Origin of the sequence: Solemya velum gill symbiont (genome assembly GCF_002020255.1) — a bacterium.
Taxonomy (GTDB): Bacteria; Pseudomonadota; Gammaproteobacteria; order Chromatiales; family Chromatiaceae.
The window spans coordinates 321,304-337,074 of record NZ_MPQG01000001.1 but is presented as its reverse complement, the minus strand read 5'-3'; the positions used below and the strand labels follow the sequence as shown (position 1 = coordinate 337,074).

19 protein-coding genes are annotated in these 15,771 nt (G+C 51.6%); 9 read left to right on the top strand and 10 right to left on the bottom strand.

The window, feature by feature from the left end; genetic code table 11:
- Window positions 1-28: 28 nt before the first annotated feature.
- From BOW06_RS01585 to bioD, 6 genes are read left to right on the top strand one after another with little or no spacing between them, the layout of a single operon-like run.
- Window positions 29-430, top strand: coding sequence for a hypothetical protein (locus tag BOW06_RS01585; protein WP_043118076.1), 402 nt, complete (start codon window positions 29-31; stop codon window positions 428-430).
- Window positions 423-1,409 (top strand): biotin synthase BioB, encoded by a 987-nt coding sequence (bioB, locus tag BOW06_RS01580; protein ID WP_043118078.1) that lies wholly within the window; start codon window positions 423-425, stop codon window positions 1,407-1,409. Before BOW06_RS01585 ends, bioB begins: the two co-directional genes overlap by 8 nt.
- A complete protein-coding gene (gene bioF / locus BOW06_RS01575) occupies window positions 1,394-2,584 on the top strand; it encodes an 8-amino-7-oxononanoate synthase (protein WP_230209635.1) in 1,191 nt (396 codons plus the stop codon). Before bioB ends, bioF begins: the two co-directional genes overlap by 16 nt.
- Complete coding sequence (gene bioH, locus BOW06_RS01570) at window positions 2,581-3,369, top strand: pimeloyl-ACP methyl ester esterase BioH (RefSeq protein ID WP_043118080.1); 789 nt, start codon at window positions 2,581-2,583, stop codon at window positions 3,367-3,369. Before bioF ends, bioH begins: the two co-directional genes overlap by 4 nt.
- Window positions 3,366-4,226: a malonyl-ACP O-methyltransferase BioC gene (gene bioC / locus BOW06_RS01565; protein WP_043118081.1), complete on the top strand. Its 861-nt coding sequence runs from the start codon at window positions 3,366-3,368 to the stop codon at window positions 4,224-4,226. The genes bioH and bioC overlap by 4 nt, the downstream gene beginning before the upstream one ends.
- Window positions 4,223-4,885, top strand: coding sequence for a dethiobiotin synthase (bioD, locus tag BOW06_RS01560; protein ID WP_043118083.1), 663 nt, complete (start codon window positions 4,223-4,225; stop codon window positions 4,883-4,885). The genes bioC and bioD overlap by 4 nt, the downstream gene beginning before the upstream one ends.
- Window positions 4,886-4,938: 53 nt before the next feature.
- Here the strand turns inward: bioD and cyoE are convergent, their stop codons facing one another.
- From cyoE to BOW06_RS01540, 4 genes are all read right to left on the bottom strand, one after another.
- Window positions 4,939-5,844, bottom strand: a complete 906-nt coding sequence (cyoE, locus tag BOW06_RS01555) for a heme o synthase (RefSeq protein WP_078454425.1) — start codon at window positions 5,842-5,844, stop codon at window positions 4,939-4,941.
- Window positions 5,845-5,913: 69 nt separating this feature from the next.
- Window positions 5,914-6,921 carry a COX15/CtaA family protein gene (locus BOW06_RS01550; RefSeq protein ID WP_043118084.1) on the bottom strand — a complete coding sequence of 336 codons (1,008 nt, stop codon included), beginning with the start codon at window positions 6,919-6,921 and terminating at the stop codon, window positions 5,914-5,916.
- A gap of 48 nt (window positions 6,922-6,969) precedes the next feature.
- Entirely contained in the window at window positions 6,970-7,569 is a 600-nt protein-coding gene (locus BOW06_RS01545) for an SCO family protein (RefSeq protein WP_043118086.1), read from the bottom strand.
- Entirely contained in the window at window positions 7,569-8,309 is a 741-nt protein-coding gene (locus tag BOW06_RS01540) for an SURF1 family protein (RefSeq protein WP_043118089.1), read from the bottom strand. The genes BOW06_RS01545 and BOW06_RS01540 overlap by 1 nt, the downstream gene beginning before the upstream one ends.
- 69 nt (window positions 8,310-8,378) lie before the next feature.
- Here BOW06_RS01540 and BOW06_RS01535 point away from each other — a divergent pair, with 69 nt between their 5' ends.
- Window positions 8,379-8,582, top strand: coding sequence for a twin transmembrane helix small protein (locus tag BOW06_RS01535; protein WP_043118092.1), 204 nt, complete (start codon window positions 8,379-8,381; stop codon window positions 8,580-8,582).
- Between the two features lie 67 nt (window positions 8,583-8,649).
- Here BOW06_RS01535 and BOW06_RS01530 read toward each other — a convergent pair whose 3' ends face one another.
- The 6 genes from BOW06_RS01530 to BOW06_RS01510 all read right to left on the bottom strand — a co-directional run bounded on the left by BOW06_RS01530 (window position 8,650) and on the right by BOW06_RS01510 (window position 13,651).
- Window positions 8,650-9,525 (bottom strand): cytochrome c oxidase subunit 3, encoded by an 876-nt coding sequence (locus BOW06_RS01530; RefSeq protein ID WP_078452797.1) that lies wholly within the window; start codon window positions 9,523-9,525, stop codon window positions 8,650-8,652.
- A 66-nt stretch (window positions 9,526-9,591) separates the two neighbouring features.
- Window positions 9,592-10,161, bottom strand: a complete 570-nt coding sequence (locus BOW06_RS01525; protein WP_043118094.1) for a cytochrome c oxidase assembly protein — start codon at window positions 10,159-10,161, stop codon at window positions 9,592-9,594.
- A complete protein-coding gene (locus tag BOW06_RS13170; RefSeq protein ID WP_256857647.1) occupies window positions 10,158-10,280 on the bottom strand; it encodes a hypothetical protein in 123 nt (40 codons plus the stop codon). The genes BOW06_RS01525 and BOW06_RS13170 overlap by 4 nt, the downstream gene beginning before the upstream one ends.
- A 52-nt stretch (window positions 10,281-10,332) precedes the next feature.
- Window positions 10,333-11,937, bottom strand: coding sequence for a cytochrome c oxidase subunit I (locus tag BOW06_RS01520; protein ID WP_043118758.1), 1,605 nt, complete (start codon window positions 11,935-11,937; stop codon window positions 10,333-10,335).
- Window positions 11,938-11,954: 17 nt separating this feature from the next.
- Window positions 11,955-13,088 (bottom strand): cytochrome c oxidase subunit II, encoded by a 1,134-nt coding sequence (coxB, locus tag BOW06_RS01515; RefSeq protein ID WP_078452798.1) that lies wholly within the window; start codon window positions 13,086-13,088, stop codon window positions 11,955-11,957.
- A gap of 77 nt (window positions 13,089-13,165) precedes the next feature.
- On the bottom strand, window positions 13,166-13,651 hold the full coding sequence (locus BOW06_RS01510; protein WP_043118098.1) for a DUF2244 domain-containing protein: 486 nt from the start codon (window positions 13,649-13,651) through the stop codon (window positions 13,166-13,168).
- Window positions 13,652-14,007: 356 nt separating this feature from the next.
- Here BOW06_RS01510 and BOW06_RS01505 point away from each other — a divergent pair, with 356 nt between their 5' ends.
- Both BOW06_RS01505 and ccoN read left to right on the top strand, forming a co-directional pair.
- Window positions 14,008-14,202, top strand: coding sequence for a heavy-metal-associated domain-containing protein (locus BOW06_RS01505; RefSeq protein WP_162181114.1), 195 nt, complete (start codon window positions 14,008-14,010; stop codon window positions 14,200-14,202).
- 106 nt (window positions 14,203-14,308) lie between these two features.
- Window positions 14,309-15,769, top strand: coding sequence for a cytochrome-c oxidase, cbb3-type subunit I (gene ccoN / locus BOW06_RS01500; RefSeq protein WP_078459466.1), 1,461 nt, complete (start codon window positions 14,309-14,311; stop codon window positions 15,767-15,769).
- Window positions 15,770-15,771 lie beyond the last annotated feature (2 nt).

Genomic DNA, 15,771 nt, shown 5'->3' with positions numbered 1-15,771 from the left:
ATCTATAGGATATTGCGCGGACAAAATAATGAGTGAGTTTCACGAGGAGGCAGTCCTGCCGGAGCAGATTACTGCTCAGCAGGCACGTCGGGCACCAGTCCTTTTTAATATATTGAACATTATTGCAGTGATTATTCCCCTGCCATTGATGGTGTTCTGGCTGGGTGCATCGATGGTGCTCTACGCGATGAACCGTCACCATCCAAACGTTAAGGTAGCTCACTATGTACAGGCCGCATCGACGCGACTCTATGGCATTGCCGGTGCAGCTGTGCCAGTTGGTACTTTTTTTTCGCTGGAAATTACCCCGTGGCTGGTTTACTGGGGTTTGGCAGCAATCATCATGATTCCCCTGTCGATTCGGGACCTCATCAGGATCAAGGAAGATCACTGGGAAGATACAGATTTACGAGGAGTAAAATATGACTGATATTCGCCACGACTGGAGTGTCGATGAAATCGAGGCACTGTTCGCACTGCCAATCAACGACCTGATGTTTCAGGCCCACTCGGTGCACAGAGAGAATTTTGACCCGAACAGCGTGCAGGTCAGCACCCTGTTAAGCATCAAGACCGGTGCCTGTCCCGAGGATTGTGGCTACTGTTCGCAGAGTGCAAAAAACGATACCTCCCTGGAGCGTGAGAAACTGCTGCCACTGGACGAGGTGATCGAGTCGGCAAAGGCAGCAAAAGATACGGGCTCCACGCGTTTTTGCATGGGAGCAGCATGGCGTAACCCGACTGATAAAAATCTCGACAAGGTGATCGATATGATCAAGGCGGTGCAGGATCTCGGTATGGAGACTTGCGTCACCCTGGGTATGCTGGAAAAACACCAGGCAGAGCGCCTCAAAGAGGCAGGGCTTGATTACTACAACCACAATATAGACACATCACCAGAGTTCTATGGCAATGTCATCAGTACCCGTACATTTGATGACCGCCTTGAAACGCTGAAGTATGTTCGCGATGCGGGAATCAACGTCTGTTCAGGCGGTATTCTTGGTATGGGTGAAAAAGCACTCGATCGTGCACGTATGCTGCAGGAACTTGCCAACCAGGAGAAGCATCCCGAATCTGTCCCAATCAACATGCTGGTACAAGTTGAGGGGACACCGATGTTTGGTATAGATGGTATCGACCCGCTCGATTTCGTCCGCACAATTGCAGTTGCACGCATCATGATGCCGGAATCATATGTACGTCTCTCGGCAGGTCGAACCGATATGAGTGACGAGATGCAGGCAATGTGTTTCTTTGCAGGCGCCAATTCGGTCTTCTATGGTGAGCGCTTGTTGACCACTGATAATCCGGACTCTAATAGTGATGCAGAGCTGTTTGCAAGACTTGGCATCAACATGCAGGCAGTGAGTGAGGAAGATCCAAAAAAAGTATGCTGCCACGCATAGGCAGTTACCGCATGAGAGACTACTCGGCAAGACTTCTGCAGCGCAAGAAGGATGGGCTTTACCGCCACAGGCGTATCATTGAGTCGCCACAGTCGACAGAGATTGTGTGTGATGGAAAAAAGCTGCTTTCGTTCTGCTCGAATGACTATCTCGGTCTGGCCAATGACGTCCGTATCAAACATGCGTTTACCCGCGGTATAGAGCACTGGGGAAATGGTGCCGGTGCCGCACACCTGATTACTGGTCATACCAGTGCACATCATCAGCTTGAAGAGGAGTTGGCCGAATGGCTAGGTCGCGAAAGTGCACTGCTCTTTTCAACCGGCTACATGGCAAACAGCGGTATTATCAATGCGCTTATGGGGCGTGGTGATATTGTTATAGAGGATCGTCTCAATCATGCATCGCTGATTGATGGTGGTCTTAATAGTGGCGCACAAATGGTGCGATTTCCACATGCAGATACAGACGCAGCCGAACAGAAGCTGTTGGACCACAAGGGGAAGCACGCACTGCTTGCAACCGATGGTGTCTTTAGCATGGACGGAGATATTGCACCCCTGCAGAAACTTGCGAATGCCAGCCGGAAGCATAACGCACTGTTGCTGGTTGATGATGCGCACGGCATTGGCGTGCTAGGTAATAAAGGACGTGGCAGTCTTGACCGGGAGGGTCTCTCTCAACAGGATGTACCGTTATTAATGGGTACCCTTGGCAAGGGTTTTGGCGTCTTTGGTGCATTTGTCGCAGGTCCGGAACTGCTTATCGAGACAATAATCCAGGATGCACGCAGCTATCTCTTCACCACGGCAGCACCGGCAGCGATGGCTGAAGCAAACCGGGCCGCACTCAGATGTGTTATGGAGGATCAATGGCGTCGTGACAAGCTCGCTGTTTTGATTTCTCGTTTCAGGTCAGGTGCCGAACAACTGGGATTGAATTTAATGCCGAGTGAGACACCAATTCAGCCAGTTCTCGTCGGAGAAGCAGATAAGGCACTCAGCATGAGCCAGGCCCTCGAAGAGCAGGGGCTGCTGGTGACTGCAATCAGACCGCCCACCGTGCCTCGCAACAGTTCACGTCTTCGAGTCACCCTGTCGGCCAATCATGAGGAGACAGATATCGATAAATTGCTGGATGCTTTTGAGCAGATTCAGGCGGGGAAGACAAGATGACCCTTGCGGTTAAATCATACGGATCCGGGACTCCCCTGGTAATGCTTCATGGATGGGGAATGAATAGTGGTGTGTGGGGGAGTGCGGTCGATACGCTCAGTCAGCATTTCGAGGTGCTGCTTGTTGACTTGCCGGGACATGGCGACAGTTCGTCGGAAGCAGCGACTAATCAGCTTGATGACTGGGTTGACGCAGTGCTTGAAGTGGTACCGCAAGAGGCCGTCTGGTTAGGTTGGTCGCTTGGCGGTATGGTTGCACAGCGGGCGGCTTTGAAATCACCCGGGCGAGTCAAGGCGCTGATGATGGTAACAAGCACACCCTGTTTCATTCGACAGCATGACTGGCCGGCAGGATTGGACAAACAGGGCCTGGAGAAGTTTGGAGAGAAGTTGATGGGTAATACGCAAAAAGCGCTGTTGCGATATCTCGGCTTGCAGGTGCGTGGAGCATCAGATGAGCGTAGTACCCTGAAACGCCTGCGAGAGTCGATTATCAAGTCCAATCCTCCATCACGGGAAGCGCTTGAATCAGGTCTCTATTTACTTCAACATGCTGATCTTCGCGATACTTTGGGGGAGTTGGCAATGCCAACCTGTTGGCTGTTTGGTGAGAAAGATACGCTGGTTCCGGCGCTAACATCAATCTATATAGAAAAACTGTTACCACGGGCAACCAGGATAACAATCCCCTCAGGTGGGCATGCTCCATTTCTGTCGCATCCTGTTGTGTCAGAAACTGCACTTGAACAGTTGGTAGCTGAAACCCTGCAAGGAGCTGTAACATGATCGATAAACTGCAGGCGCGCCTCTCTTTTTCGAAAGCAGCGGACAGCTACGACGAGGCTGCCGCGTTACAACGTGAAATTGGCCAGCGCATGCTGGAGCGTCTTGATTATGTCAAGCTGAAGCCAGAGGTAATAGTCGATGTCGGCTCGGGTACGGGTTTCTGTTCAGGACAGCTGATCAAGCGCTATCCGAAGTCGCAAGTGATTGCGCTCGATTTTGCACTGCCAATGGTGATGAAGTCACGCACACATCGTCACTGGCTGAAACGTCCGCATGGCTTGTGTGCAGACCTTGAGCAACTGCCCCTGGCGGACCACAGCGTAGACCTGATCGTGTCAAATGCAGCAATCCAGTGGAGTACGGATCTCCCTTCGACCTTTGCCGAATTCAAACGAGTATTAAAGCCGAACGGATTGCTGATGTTTACAACGTTCGGGCCGGATACCCTGAAAGAGATCAGGCAGGCGTGGGCAGAGGTTGATGACAAACCGCACGTCAGTCCCTTTGTTGATATGCATGATGTTGGCGATGCACTGCTCGGTGCCCGCTTTGCTGATCCGGTCATCGATATGGAGATGATCACCATGACCTATTCGCAGTTGCGTCCCCTGATGGCAGATATCAAGGCGATAGGTGCGCATAACGCCAACAGTGAACGCCGCAAGGGTCTGACAGGAAAAAAACGCATGCATGCTTTCACTCAGGCCTATGAACAGTTCCGCAGCGGTGGTGTATTGCCATCAACCTGGGAAGTGATCTACGGCCACGCATGGGTTACTGATGAGATACCCCAGTACCAGGATGACCAGGGGGCAACAAGGATCAACGTCAGTGCTGTACGCAGATCGTCGACATGAAAGGCTGGTTTATCACTGGCACCGATACCGAGATCGGTAAAACCCATATCACCCTTGCCCTGATGGAGGCGCTGAAGAAGCAGGGTAACAAGGTGACAGGCATGAAGCCGATTGCTTCAGGCTGCGAAAAAACAGATGAAGGCCTGAGAAACAGCGATGCACTCGCAATACAGGCAGCTAGTTCCGTTCACAAGAGGTATGAACTGGTGAATCCCTACGCATTTGAACCGCCCATCGCACCGCATCTTGCGGCTCGCAATAGTGATGTGCAGATCGATATCGAACAGATCACGACTATTGCGCATACTTTGGTACAAGATGAAGATCTCATCTTGATTGAAGGTGTTGGCGGCTGGATGGTTCCGCTTGGCGGCGGACAAATGCTTGCAGATCTTGCCAGTACGCTCAATCTGCCAGTGATCCTCGTTGTTGGCATGCGCCTCGGTTGCATCAACCACGCTCTTTTAAGCGCTGCAGCAATCAAGGCCTCGGGACTCCAGCTTGCAGGATGGATCGCCAACAGTGTCGATCCTGATATGGATGAGCCGGAAGCTGTTCTCGATACCCTGAATGAGCAGATGGATGCCCCCCTGATTGGCCAAATGCCTTACAAGGGAGAACTGCTGCTTCAAAAAGAATCCCCGCTTTCGCGGGGATGACTGGCAGCTAATCTGCCGGAATCGGAGTCCTCTCGTTCATTCAGGCTCTCTCATCAGAGAAAGACGCCACGAATAAACTCCCGTGCGTAGTGATCCAATAACAGAAATGCAAACAGGGCGCTGAGATAGAAAATCGAGAAGCCGAAAGTTTTCATCGAGTGCTCATCGCCTTCACTGCGCAAAAGTTTCAATGCATGGTAGATAAAGCCAATACCGAGAGAGAGTGCGCCGGCAAGGTAGACCAGACCACTCATCTGGGTAACGAAAGGCATCAGGGTGATTGCAAACAGCATCAGGGTATAGAGCAGGATATGCTGCTTGGTGAAAATCACGCCGTGTGTCACGGGCAGCATAGGGATGTCTGCCTTTGCGTACTCTTTGCGGCGCTTGATCGCCAACGCCCAGAAATGTGGCGGTGTCCAGACGAAGATGATTAAAAACAGCAGCAGGGCTTCATAGGGGACTTCGCCTGTAATTGCAGCCCATCCAAGCAGGGGAGGGGCTGCTCCTGCAGCTCCGCCGAGAACGATGTTCTGTGGCGTAGCGCGTTTCAGGTACATGGTATAGATCACCGCGTAACCGATCATGGAGATTAGTGTCAGCAAGGCTGTCAGTGCGTTGACGAACACCAGCAGGATGACCATCGACAAGGCGCCGATACCGAGAGCAAACCCCAAGGCTGTCGCCGGTTCGAGTTTGCCTGCCGGGAGCGGCCTGTTGTGGGTTCGATCCATGATGGCATCGATGCGCTGGTCAACGTAGTGGTTGACGGCTGCACCTGATGCTGCACCGAGTCCAATACCGATAGTACCGAAGAACAGCAAATCGAGAGGCGGCAGTGCGCCCTTGGTCGACAGCAGCATGCCTACCACTGCAGTAAAAACGATCAGTGCGACGACTTTGGGTTTGCATAACGCATAGCATTCGATCCATGGGAAACGCACGATGCGTTGTGTCATTGTCAGGCTGTTATCCAATTGTCATTCCTCCTCTGCACCCTGTTGTTATTGTTATTTAGCGGATACGATTTAATTCAATTTTCTCGGGTTTGCCACGTGGTTCAGGTAGACACTGGCAATCAGCAGCAGTGCTGCAACCCCGTTGTGAGCCACTGCAACCGGCAGTGGTAGCAGGAACAGTACATTACTGATCCCCAGACCGATCTGTATCAACAGCAGAAAAGCGATGGCCCTTGATGCCTGTTTGAAACGATGGTCATTTTTTATTTGTGCGATCCATACCATTATAGAGAAAAAAACCAACAGAATGAGCGCACCAATTCTGTGTGTAATATGTACAGTAACTCCCTGTGTATTTGTCAGTTTGCCACCCTCGAAATTGCTGTCGTCCCCATGATTGAGGTCAAATGCGCCGGCAAAATCGGTTTGTGGCCACCACTGCTCCTGGCAGGTCGGGAAATCAGGGCAATGCAGGGCGGCATAGTTGGTACTGACCCAGCCGCCGAGGGCGATCTGGAGGTAGACCAGGGTGAGTGCTGCAAAAGCCCAGTAGCCGGTCGATTTGGATTTATCCGAATAGGAGAGCAGGCTGCGTTCTCCTGCCGTCCTGAACCACAGCCACCACAGGATTGCGAGCGTTGCCATGCCCATTAGCAGGTGCAGGGTGACGATTTCAGGCCGTAACAGCATGGTTACGGTCCACATCCCCAGCAGTGCCTGGAAGATAACCAGGGCCAGCAGGGCAACAGGCACAGCCACAGGCTGTTCAGGATCACGCCGGTTGAGTACGGCAATAACGGTCAATGCGAGCACCAGTAGTCCGAGTATGCCGGCAACATAGCGATGAATCATCTCGTTCCATGCCTTGGCGACGCCACTTTCGGTGTGCATGATATCAGCTGTCTGTGAACCAACTTCAGGCGCTGTCAGCAGGCCATAGCAGCCCGGCCAGTCAGGGCAGCCGAGACCTGCATCGGTCAGGCGTACAAAGGCGCCGAGCACCACAACAATAAAGGCGAGCAGTGCTGCCGACAGGGTAATGTTTTTAAACCAGCTTCTCATTAGCTCTTGTTTCATAATACAGTCACGAATTCTCGGGGTTAGTCATGTTCAGCAGCAGGCTGTTCATAGCTGTACAACCTTCAGAAGGTGCTCGAGGTCCTTGAGAATATCTTTCCAGTTTGGATCAAGATCATAAGCCAGGATAATTTTTCCTTGCGGGTCGATCGTAAAGATGCGTCCATTGGGTGGCAGGTCACCTGTTTCAAGCAGCGACAGCAGTTGCTGCCTGTCATCTGGTGAGCCGGTGATCACCCGGGTGCCCTCGTAAGGTTCCAGCTGTTGCTTTAGCTGGTCAAGGTTATTTGTGTCCGTCAGCAGCATCAGGCGATGGATGCGTTTACGGTTCTCTCCCATGGCGAGACGAATCTGGCGCAGGAGGAAGAGGTTTTTCTCACACTCTGTGTCGCAGGCGCTTGGCGATACGAGGAGTAGCGCCCAGCTCTCTTTCAGGGCGGAAGTATCAAATCCTTTGCCATCCAGGGTCTGTAACGTCATCTGCGGTACCTGGCGCGCAGGGGTCAGCAGTTGGCCCTTATTTGCTGTTGTCAGACCAGTCAGCATATCCGGATTGTAGAAGAAATAGAGGGCAAGCATAAACGGCAGTCCCGTTAGTGCCAGCAGGGCCCAGAAAGGGCCGCGGCTTTGTGATTCTGTTGTTTTCATTATGTCAGCTCATTCCTGGTTTTTTCCGGTTTCCCGTTTCGGGTTCTGAAGCTTACACCAATCCATGTGCCGAGGGCGAAAAGTGCAAAAGCCGCCCACTGGACCGCGTAGCCGATATGCATGCCAACCTTGGCGTCAAAACGGCTTTCCTGTTGGCGATAGGCGTCAGGATCCTGTGAATCGAGACGGATAATGAAGCCGGGGGTGCTGATACCGCTCTCCTCAGCAAAGAGTTCGGTGTCAACATATCTCCAGCGGTTACTGGCATCTGTTCTGGGGGTGTCGCCGCCAACAACCGGGCGTGACTTGTGTTGTTCAATCCGGCCGGTGATTGTACGTGGCCGGGCCTGCAAGTCGATATCGGGCAACTGGTCACGGTAGGCGCCCTGTGGGACCCAGCCTCGGTTGACCAGTACATAGGAGCCGTTTTCAAGACGAAACGGCGTAATTGCCTCGTATCCGGGCTTACCCTCGAAAACGATGTTGTCGAGCAGTAGCTGGTGCGTGGATTCAAAATGCCCTTTTGCACTGACAAGGCGGTACTTCATCTCGTTCAGGTCGAGAATGTCGCCCTTGTATGAAAAGGCTGGTTGGGCAAGGCGCTGCTCTATCATCTCCTGGAGCTCTTCCTTTTCAGTTGCACGGCCAAACTGCCATAACGCCAGGCTACAGAACAGGGTCACACCGATGAGAGTAATGACTGTTCCGAATATACCGGGGCTGAATTTGTATTTTTGCATCTGCAACTGGTTTATACTCTTGGGATATTAGAAAAAGTTAATTGAAGCCGTATTGGTTAATAAAACGCTATGATTAAAACTCTTATCATAATCAACCTGGTGTTGATTCTCGCCAGCCTCGGATCAGGGATGTTTTTTCTTGCCAAGGATGATGGCAAGGGGAATCGTGTTGTTACCTCTCTAACGATTCGGGTTGCACTCTCATTTACCTTGATCGGACTGATTCTCGTTGGGTATTTCAGCGGTAATCTTGTTCCGCACCAGATTCAGTAAATATCCTTTCTTCAAAATAAAAAATGCGCCGCCCCCTCGGGCGGCGCATTGTTGTTTTTTCCTTCTGTTAAAGCCAGTAAACCAGGATGTAAAGTCCGATCCATACCACGTCAACAAAGTGCCAGTACCAGGCGACAGCTTCGAATGCGAAGTGGTTGTGCGAACTGAAGTGGTTTTTCATGGCTCGTCCCAGGATGACCATCAGCATGATGGCACCAACCGTGACGTGAAAACCGTGAAAGCCGGTCAACAGGTAGAAAGTGGAGCCATAGATGCCCGATTCCAGGGTGAGGTCCATTTCAGCGTAGGCGTGACCATACTCGACTGCCTGGAGGATGAAGAAGATGACACCCAGCAGGATTGTTGCGGCAAGACCGAGTACCAGCTGTTTATTGTCATCTTTCTTTAATGCCCAGTGTGCCCAGGTCAGGGTTCCGCCTGAACTCAGCAGGATGATGGTGTTCCACAGCGGAATGCCGCCAGGCCCCATTGCTTCCTTGGCTTCGACATAGTTGGTTGCATCAGGGAGCTGCAGCGGTGGCCATGTGTAGGTCCATCCCTCCCACAGAATGTTGGAAGTGGCAAGGTAGCCTTCACCACCCAGGTAGGGCAGGGTGATGTTGCGCAGGTAGTAGAGGCAACCGAAAAAGGTCAGGAAGAAGAATACTTCTGATGTAATGAACCAGAACATGCCCTGCCTGAAAGAACTGTCGACCTGTCCATTGTAACTACCGGAGAGGTTCTCCTTGATGACATCGCCGAACCAGCCTTTGAAAAGAAACGCCAGGCTTGCAGCACCAGCCAGCATGATCCATGGACCTGCGACCCAGCTGTTGAGCCAGAGTACAACACCGAACAGCAAGGTGAATACTGTTGCAGCACCAATCAGGGGCCAGCGGCTCGGTTCCGGGATGTAGTAGTCGTCATTTGATGTTGTTGTCATATTATTCCCCAATTCAACCTTGATTATGGTTATCCGGTTAATCTCTGTTTTATGCCATTCGGACTGTTAACGAGCCGATACGGCGTTTCTTATCATTTTGTCCCTGTTGGTATCCATGAAGGTATAGGACAGGGTTACAGTATTGTACTTCTCGGGAAGTGTGCGGCTCAGAACGAAACGCAGTCCGAGATCTGCACTCTCCCCGGGTTGCAGTGTCTGCTGTTCGAAGCAGAAACACTCGGTTTTATTGAAATGTTCAGTTGCCTGCCAGGGCGTGATGCTGGGTATTGCCTGGGCAACAACTGCATGATCACTGTTGTTGCGTACTCTGTATGAAACATCGTAGACCTTGCCCGGATGCACTTCGAGAGTCGTGGTTTGTGGCGTCACTTCCCAGTTGAGTCCGGCATTTAGCGTGGAGTCAAAATCGACACGAACCTTACGATCATGGTCAACGCCCAGCATCGTAACATCGCTAACAGCTACTCTTCCGGTACCACCAGCCCTGTTAATACCGGTGATGTCGCAGAACAGGCCATAGAGTGGAACCATCGCAAAACCAAAACCAAACATACCGACGACAATGGAAGCGAGTCCGAGGCCGAGTTTACGATTGGATTTTGGCTGGTTGCTCAAGAGCCAACACCATCACGAAGCATCAGCAGGGGCGTCATCAACGAGAGGACTAGTGCAATACCACCCAGCAACAAGGCAATGCGGATATTGTTTTTCTGCTTGGTTTCGTCATTATTCATCATTTCATACTCTGTGGGGCATCCCTCCTCCCGCGAGGGAGGAGGGGTGTTCTTACTTGATTGCCGGTGGTGTTGTGAAGCTGTGGAACGGTGGTGGTGAAGGCAGGGTCCATTCCAGTCCCGGCGTGCCGACCTGTGCGCCTTCCCACGGCTTGTCCGAGGCCTTCTCACCACCCTTGACTGTCTTGATGATGATATACAGGAACAGCAGGTGCGAAGCACCGAAGGAGAAAGCTCCGATTGAAGAGATCATGTTGAACTCGGCGAAAATCGGGCTGTAGTCAACGATACGGCGCGGCATACCTGCCAGTCCGGAAAAGTGCTGGACAAAGAATGTCAGGTTGAAGGAGATCGTCGTCCACCAGAAGAAGATCTTGCCGTGGGTTTCGTTATACATGTGGCCGGTCCACTTCGGCAGCCAGTAGAAGACGCCAGCATAGATACCGAAGAGCGAACCCGGTATCAATGCGTAGTGGAAGTGTGCCACCACGAAATAGGTATCGTGATACTGCAGGTCAGCGGGTACAACGGCGAGCATGACGCCGGTAACGCCCGCGAAGCTGAACATCAACACGATGGCGACCGCGAACAGCATCGGCGTCTCGAATGTCATCGCTCCACGCCACATGGTAAATATAAAGCTGAACAGCATGTAGCCGACCGGAATCGAGATAAGGATTGTACCTATCATAAAGTATGTCGTAACAGCCTCTGACATACCGACGGTGTACTGGTGGTGCGCCCAAACGACCATACCCAGTGCAGTCAGCATCATCATGGAGTAGACCAGAGGCTTGTATGCAAACAGTGGTTTGCGCGAGAAGGTCGGGACGACCATGCCCAGGATGCCGATAGACGGGAGCAGCAGTACGTAGACTTCAGGGTGTCCGAAGAACCAGAAAAGATGCTGGAACAGTACCGGGTCGCCGCCGCCGGCAGCGTCAAAGAAAGCGGTGCCAAAATGACGGTCGAACAGCAGCATGGTAACGCCGCCTGCAAGTACCGGCATGATCATGATGAGCAGCAGGGCAGTCAGCAGCCATGACCAGACGAACAGCGGCAGTTTGAAGTAGGTCATACCCGGTGCGCGCATGTTGACGATCGTGGTGATGATATTGATTGCCGCCAGGATCGAGGAGATACCCAGCAGGTGGACCGTGAAGATGGCAAAGTCCATTCCCATGCCGACCTGTACCGATAGTGGTGGATAGAGTGTCCAGCCGGTATTGATCGGTGTGCCTCCGCCAGGGAAGTAAGGGGCAATCATGGAGATGATCAGCATAATGGCAGCGAACGGCAGAATCCAGAAACTCAGGTTGTTGAGTCTTGGCAGCGCCATGTCCGGAGCTCCGATCATCATCGGTATCATCCAGTTGGCCATACCGGCAGCAGCGGGCATGACTACGCCGAACACCATGATCAGTGCATGGTTCGTCAGCAGGTTGTTATAGGTGTCCGGATCAAGTATCTGCAGTCCGGGTGTGAATAGTTCTGCACGCAGCATCATGGCTGATGCGCCTCCCAGGAACAGCATCACAAGGGAGAAAATCAGGTACATGGTACCTATGTCCTTGTGGTTGGTGCTGAACAGCCAGCGGCCAATGCCTGAAGGCGCGTGATGATGATCGTGGTCGGCGTGAATAGCTTCAGTACTCATATCAATCATTCTCTCTATTATTTGTTATTGCTGCGAGCCGCCTTGACTTCGGCAGGCTGTACCATGTCACCAGTATCATTACCCCAGGCATTACGCTCGTAGGTCGTGACTGCGGCAATTTCCAGGTCATTCAATTGCGCACCCCAGGCAGCCATTGCTGTGCCGGGCTTGCCGTTGATGATGATATCCAGATGTGCGCTGATTTCACCTGTGGTGGTAAATGCACTTCCTTTCAGTGCCGGGAACGCAGGTGGTAGTCCCAGGCCTGTAGGCTGGTGACAAGCTCCGCAGGCGGTGTTGTAAACTTGTTCACCACGTGCCATCAACTCGTCCATGCTCCAGGTCTTATCGGCGCTGGCTTCAGCAAGAGCGGCAGTAGCTGCCTCTTTCTTGCCGTCTACCCATGCAGCGTATTTCTCTTTGCTGACTGCCTCGACAACGATTGGCATAAAGGCGTGTCCGGTACCGCAGATTTCTGCGCACTGGCCACGGTAGATGCCCTCTTTTTCGATAATCGCCCAGGTTTCGTTGATGTAGCCCGGGATTGCGTCTTTCTTATAGGCCAGGGCAGGTACCCACCAGGCGTGCAGTACGTCGGTTGCCGTGTGCAGGAAGCGGATGCGGGTATCGACAGGCAGTATCACCTTGTTGTCGACATCGCGCAGGTAGGTGTCTTCGCTTTCGGCTATGTCACGGTCGAGGTTGGAAACGATCTGAATATCGTCTTCCATGTAGTCGTATGTCCATTTCCACTGCGAGCCGGTGACTTTCAGGGTCAGTTCGGGAGGCGTGGTGTCTTCAACAAGAGAGAAGACTTTGGTTGCCTTGCCGGCAATGCTCAGGTCAATACCGAGAACGACAACAGGCACCAAAACCCAGGACCATTTGCCAAACCAGCCGGTGTGAAAGTTCTGGTCGGCCTCGTAGCCTGCTGATTTGCGGAACTTCCACAGTGAATAGATGATAACTGCAGTCACGATCACCATGATGACAAGTGCAACGGTGGCAGTGAGCATGTGCAGGTTGAAGATTTCCCGCGTGACTGGTGAAACCGGTTCCGGCAGGTTCAGCGTCCAGTCCGCAAATGCATCACCTGTGATGGTGAAAATTGCGGAGCCCGGATGCCGCCCTTTGTGCGTATTGACATACAACCTCCCCCTAAAAATAAATGGTATTTTTTTAATTTATCCAGCTTGTTGCCTGGCCAGCCTTGTCGTTTTAAGTTGGTTCAGGTCAGGCAACCTGTAATTCTGTTTCTAAGATGCTGCGTAAGCTCCTGGCGCTCTTCCTCGTTCAGGCATGCACCGATTTCCAGTAACTTGCCATGCGAACGCAGGTACAGGCGACTTGCGTACCATCCTGAAGAGTCGAAATCCAATATGACTTTTACCCAGTATGTTGGAAACTTCCACTCATTCGTTGCATTCCAGTTCTTCTGTACCACCGAGACTGTCTCTTCATCCAGTTCAATGGTTTCGCAGAATCGGGTCTTGCGTTCAACTGCTACGAATGCATAACCAAGTGCAAGCATTTCAAGTATGGCAAATGGCATTACCATCCAGGCTCCAATTAACCAGAAGCGAACAGCCACACCAATAGTGATGGTTCCTACTCCGAGCAGGAGAAGAGCGATTCCCTTGCCAGTTGTAGAGCGATTCGGACGTATAACGAATTTCTCTGACGATGTTGAAACATCGCTATGCCACATCGGCATATACGCCCCCATACTAATGTCTGTTTTTTTGTCCGCCAGGCATCAAAAGAAGCCAAATGCTATTTTGGTGAGGTGTTTATGCCATTTTTTTTGACATAACGCAATTAAAAAGGCTTATTTTGGTATTGACGCAGGCAAATTTGTTATATAAGCAAATCCGTACGTACGAATTTGTTAATTTGTATTAATGCACTGCAGCATTATAATGAGGGCGGTTTTTTTAACGGGATTTCTCCTTTAGAATTGGCGCGCTGCTTTTGACTGTGTTAGAAAAATCTAATATTATTGGCGCGTTCCGGATCCAGTTACGTTGTAACTGTGTCATTTTTTGCTAATCAATCACGTAGGTGATGCAATTGCCTTTCTCAATTGATGTTGAAAATGTCAGGTGTGGCGGATGCGCCAGCATCATACGCAAGGCGTTTGACGACAAGGTCGAGGTTGATATCGACACTGGTCGCCTGCTATTCGATCTGAATGAATCCGAACGTCAGCAGGTTGCCGAGACGCTCAAGTCTCTCGGCTATCCGGAGGTTGGGTCTGCCGGGTAAAGCCTGAACATCACTGTTCAAGCAAATAACGAAGAACAAGAGGCGGCAGCAGTTTCGACTGCAGTCGTGGAGAGGTTTTATTTTTTTAACGCATTGAGGTGTACTCATGGCACAAGAGGCTGTAGCTGCGGATTCGCAGTACAACTATGACATCATAAAGCGATTCGCTGTTATGGCACTGGTGTGGGGCATACTGGGCATGTTTGCCGGTACCTACATTGCTGCAGAGCTGGCGTTTCCCTTTCTGAACTTTGACACTCCGGCAATAACCTTCGGGCGCCTGCGTCCAGTGCATACCACGCTGGTTATTTTCGGTTTTGGTGGAAGCGCACTGTTTGCAACCTCCTACTACGTGGTGCAACGCACCTGTCAGACACCACTCTCAAGCAACATGCTGGCCGGTTTTACCTTTTGGGGCTGGCAGGCATCTGTTCTTCTCGGTGTGCTGGGCTATGTCAACGGTTATACCCAGGGACGTGAGTATGCAGAATTTGTCTGGCCGATCGATCTTCTTATCACGGTCACATGGGTGGCCTATTTTTATGTCTACGTGACAACCTTGATGCGTCGTTCGCAGCCGCATATCTATGTTGCCAACTGGTTCTATATGTCATTTATCCTGGCAACTGCGATTCTTCATATTGTCAATAACCTGGCAGTTCCAGTCAGCATGTTCAGCCTGCAGTCGTACAGTGCATTCTCGGGTGTTCAGGATGCGATGACACAGTGGTGGTACGGCCATAATGCAGTAGGATTCTTCCTCACAGCAGCATTCCTCGGCATGATGTACTACTTTGTGCCCAAGCAGGCAGGACGTCCCGTCTACTCCTATCGTCTGTCGATCGTTCACTTCTGGGCGCTGGCATTCCTTTATATGTGGGTTGGTGCGCATCACCTGCACTGGACTGCACTACCTGACTGGACTTCGTCGCTTGCTGCAACTTTCTCAATCCTGCTGCTGATGCCTTCATGGGGCGGCATGATTAACGGCATCATGACTCTCTCTGGCGCATGGGACAAACTGCGTACCGATCCGATCATGTTGTTCCTGATCACATCGCTGGCATTTTATGGCATGTCGACCTTTGAAGGCCCGATGATGTCACTGAAGAGTGTCAATGCCCTGTCGCACTACACTGACTGGACAATTGGTCACGTTCATTCTGGTACACTTGGCTGGGTTGCGATGATCAGCTTCGGCTCTTTCTACCACATGATTCCGCGTCTCTGGGATACCAGGCTGTGGAGCAAAAAACTTGTCTACACTCACTTCTGGCTGGCGACCATCGGTATCGTTCTCTATATCACTGCGATGTGGATTTCAGGAATTGGTCAGGGTCTGATGCTGCGTGCATTCGATGATTACGGCAACCTCGCCTACACATTCATCGAATCTGTCTCCTTCATGCACGTGCCACTGGTGACACGTATGCTGGGTGGAATTTTCTTTGTAGCCGGTATTTTGATTATGGCGTTCAACGTTTTCATGACAATTCGTACGGCGAAGCGCGAGCAGGTTGAAATCGAGGCGAAAATTGCGGCCAAGATGGCTAAGGTAGGAGCTTGATC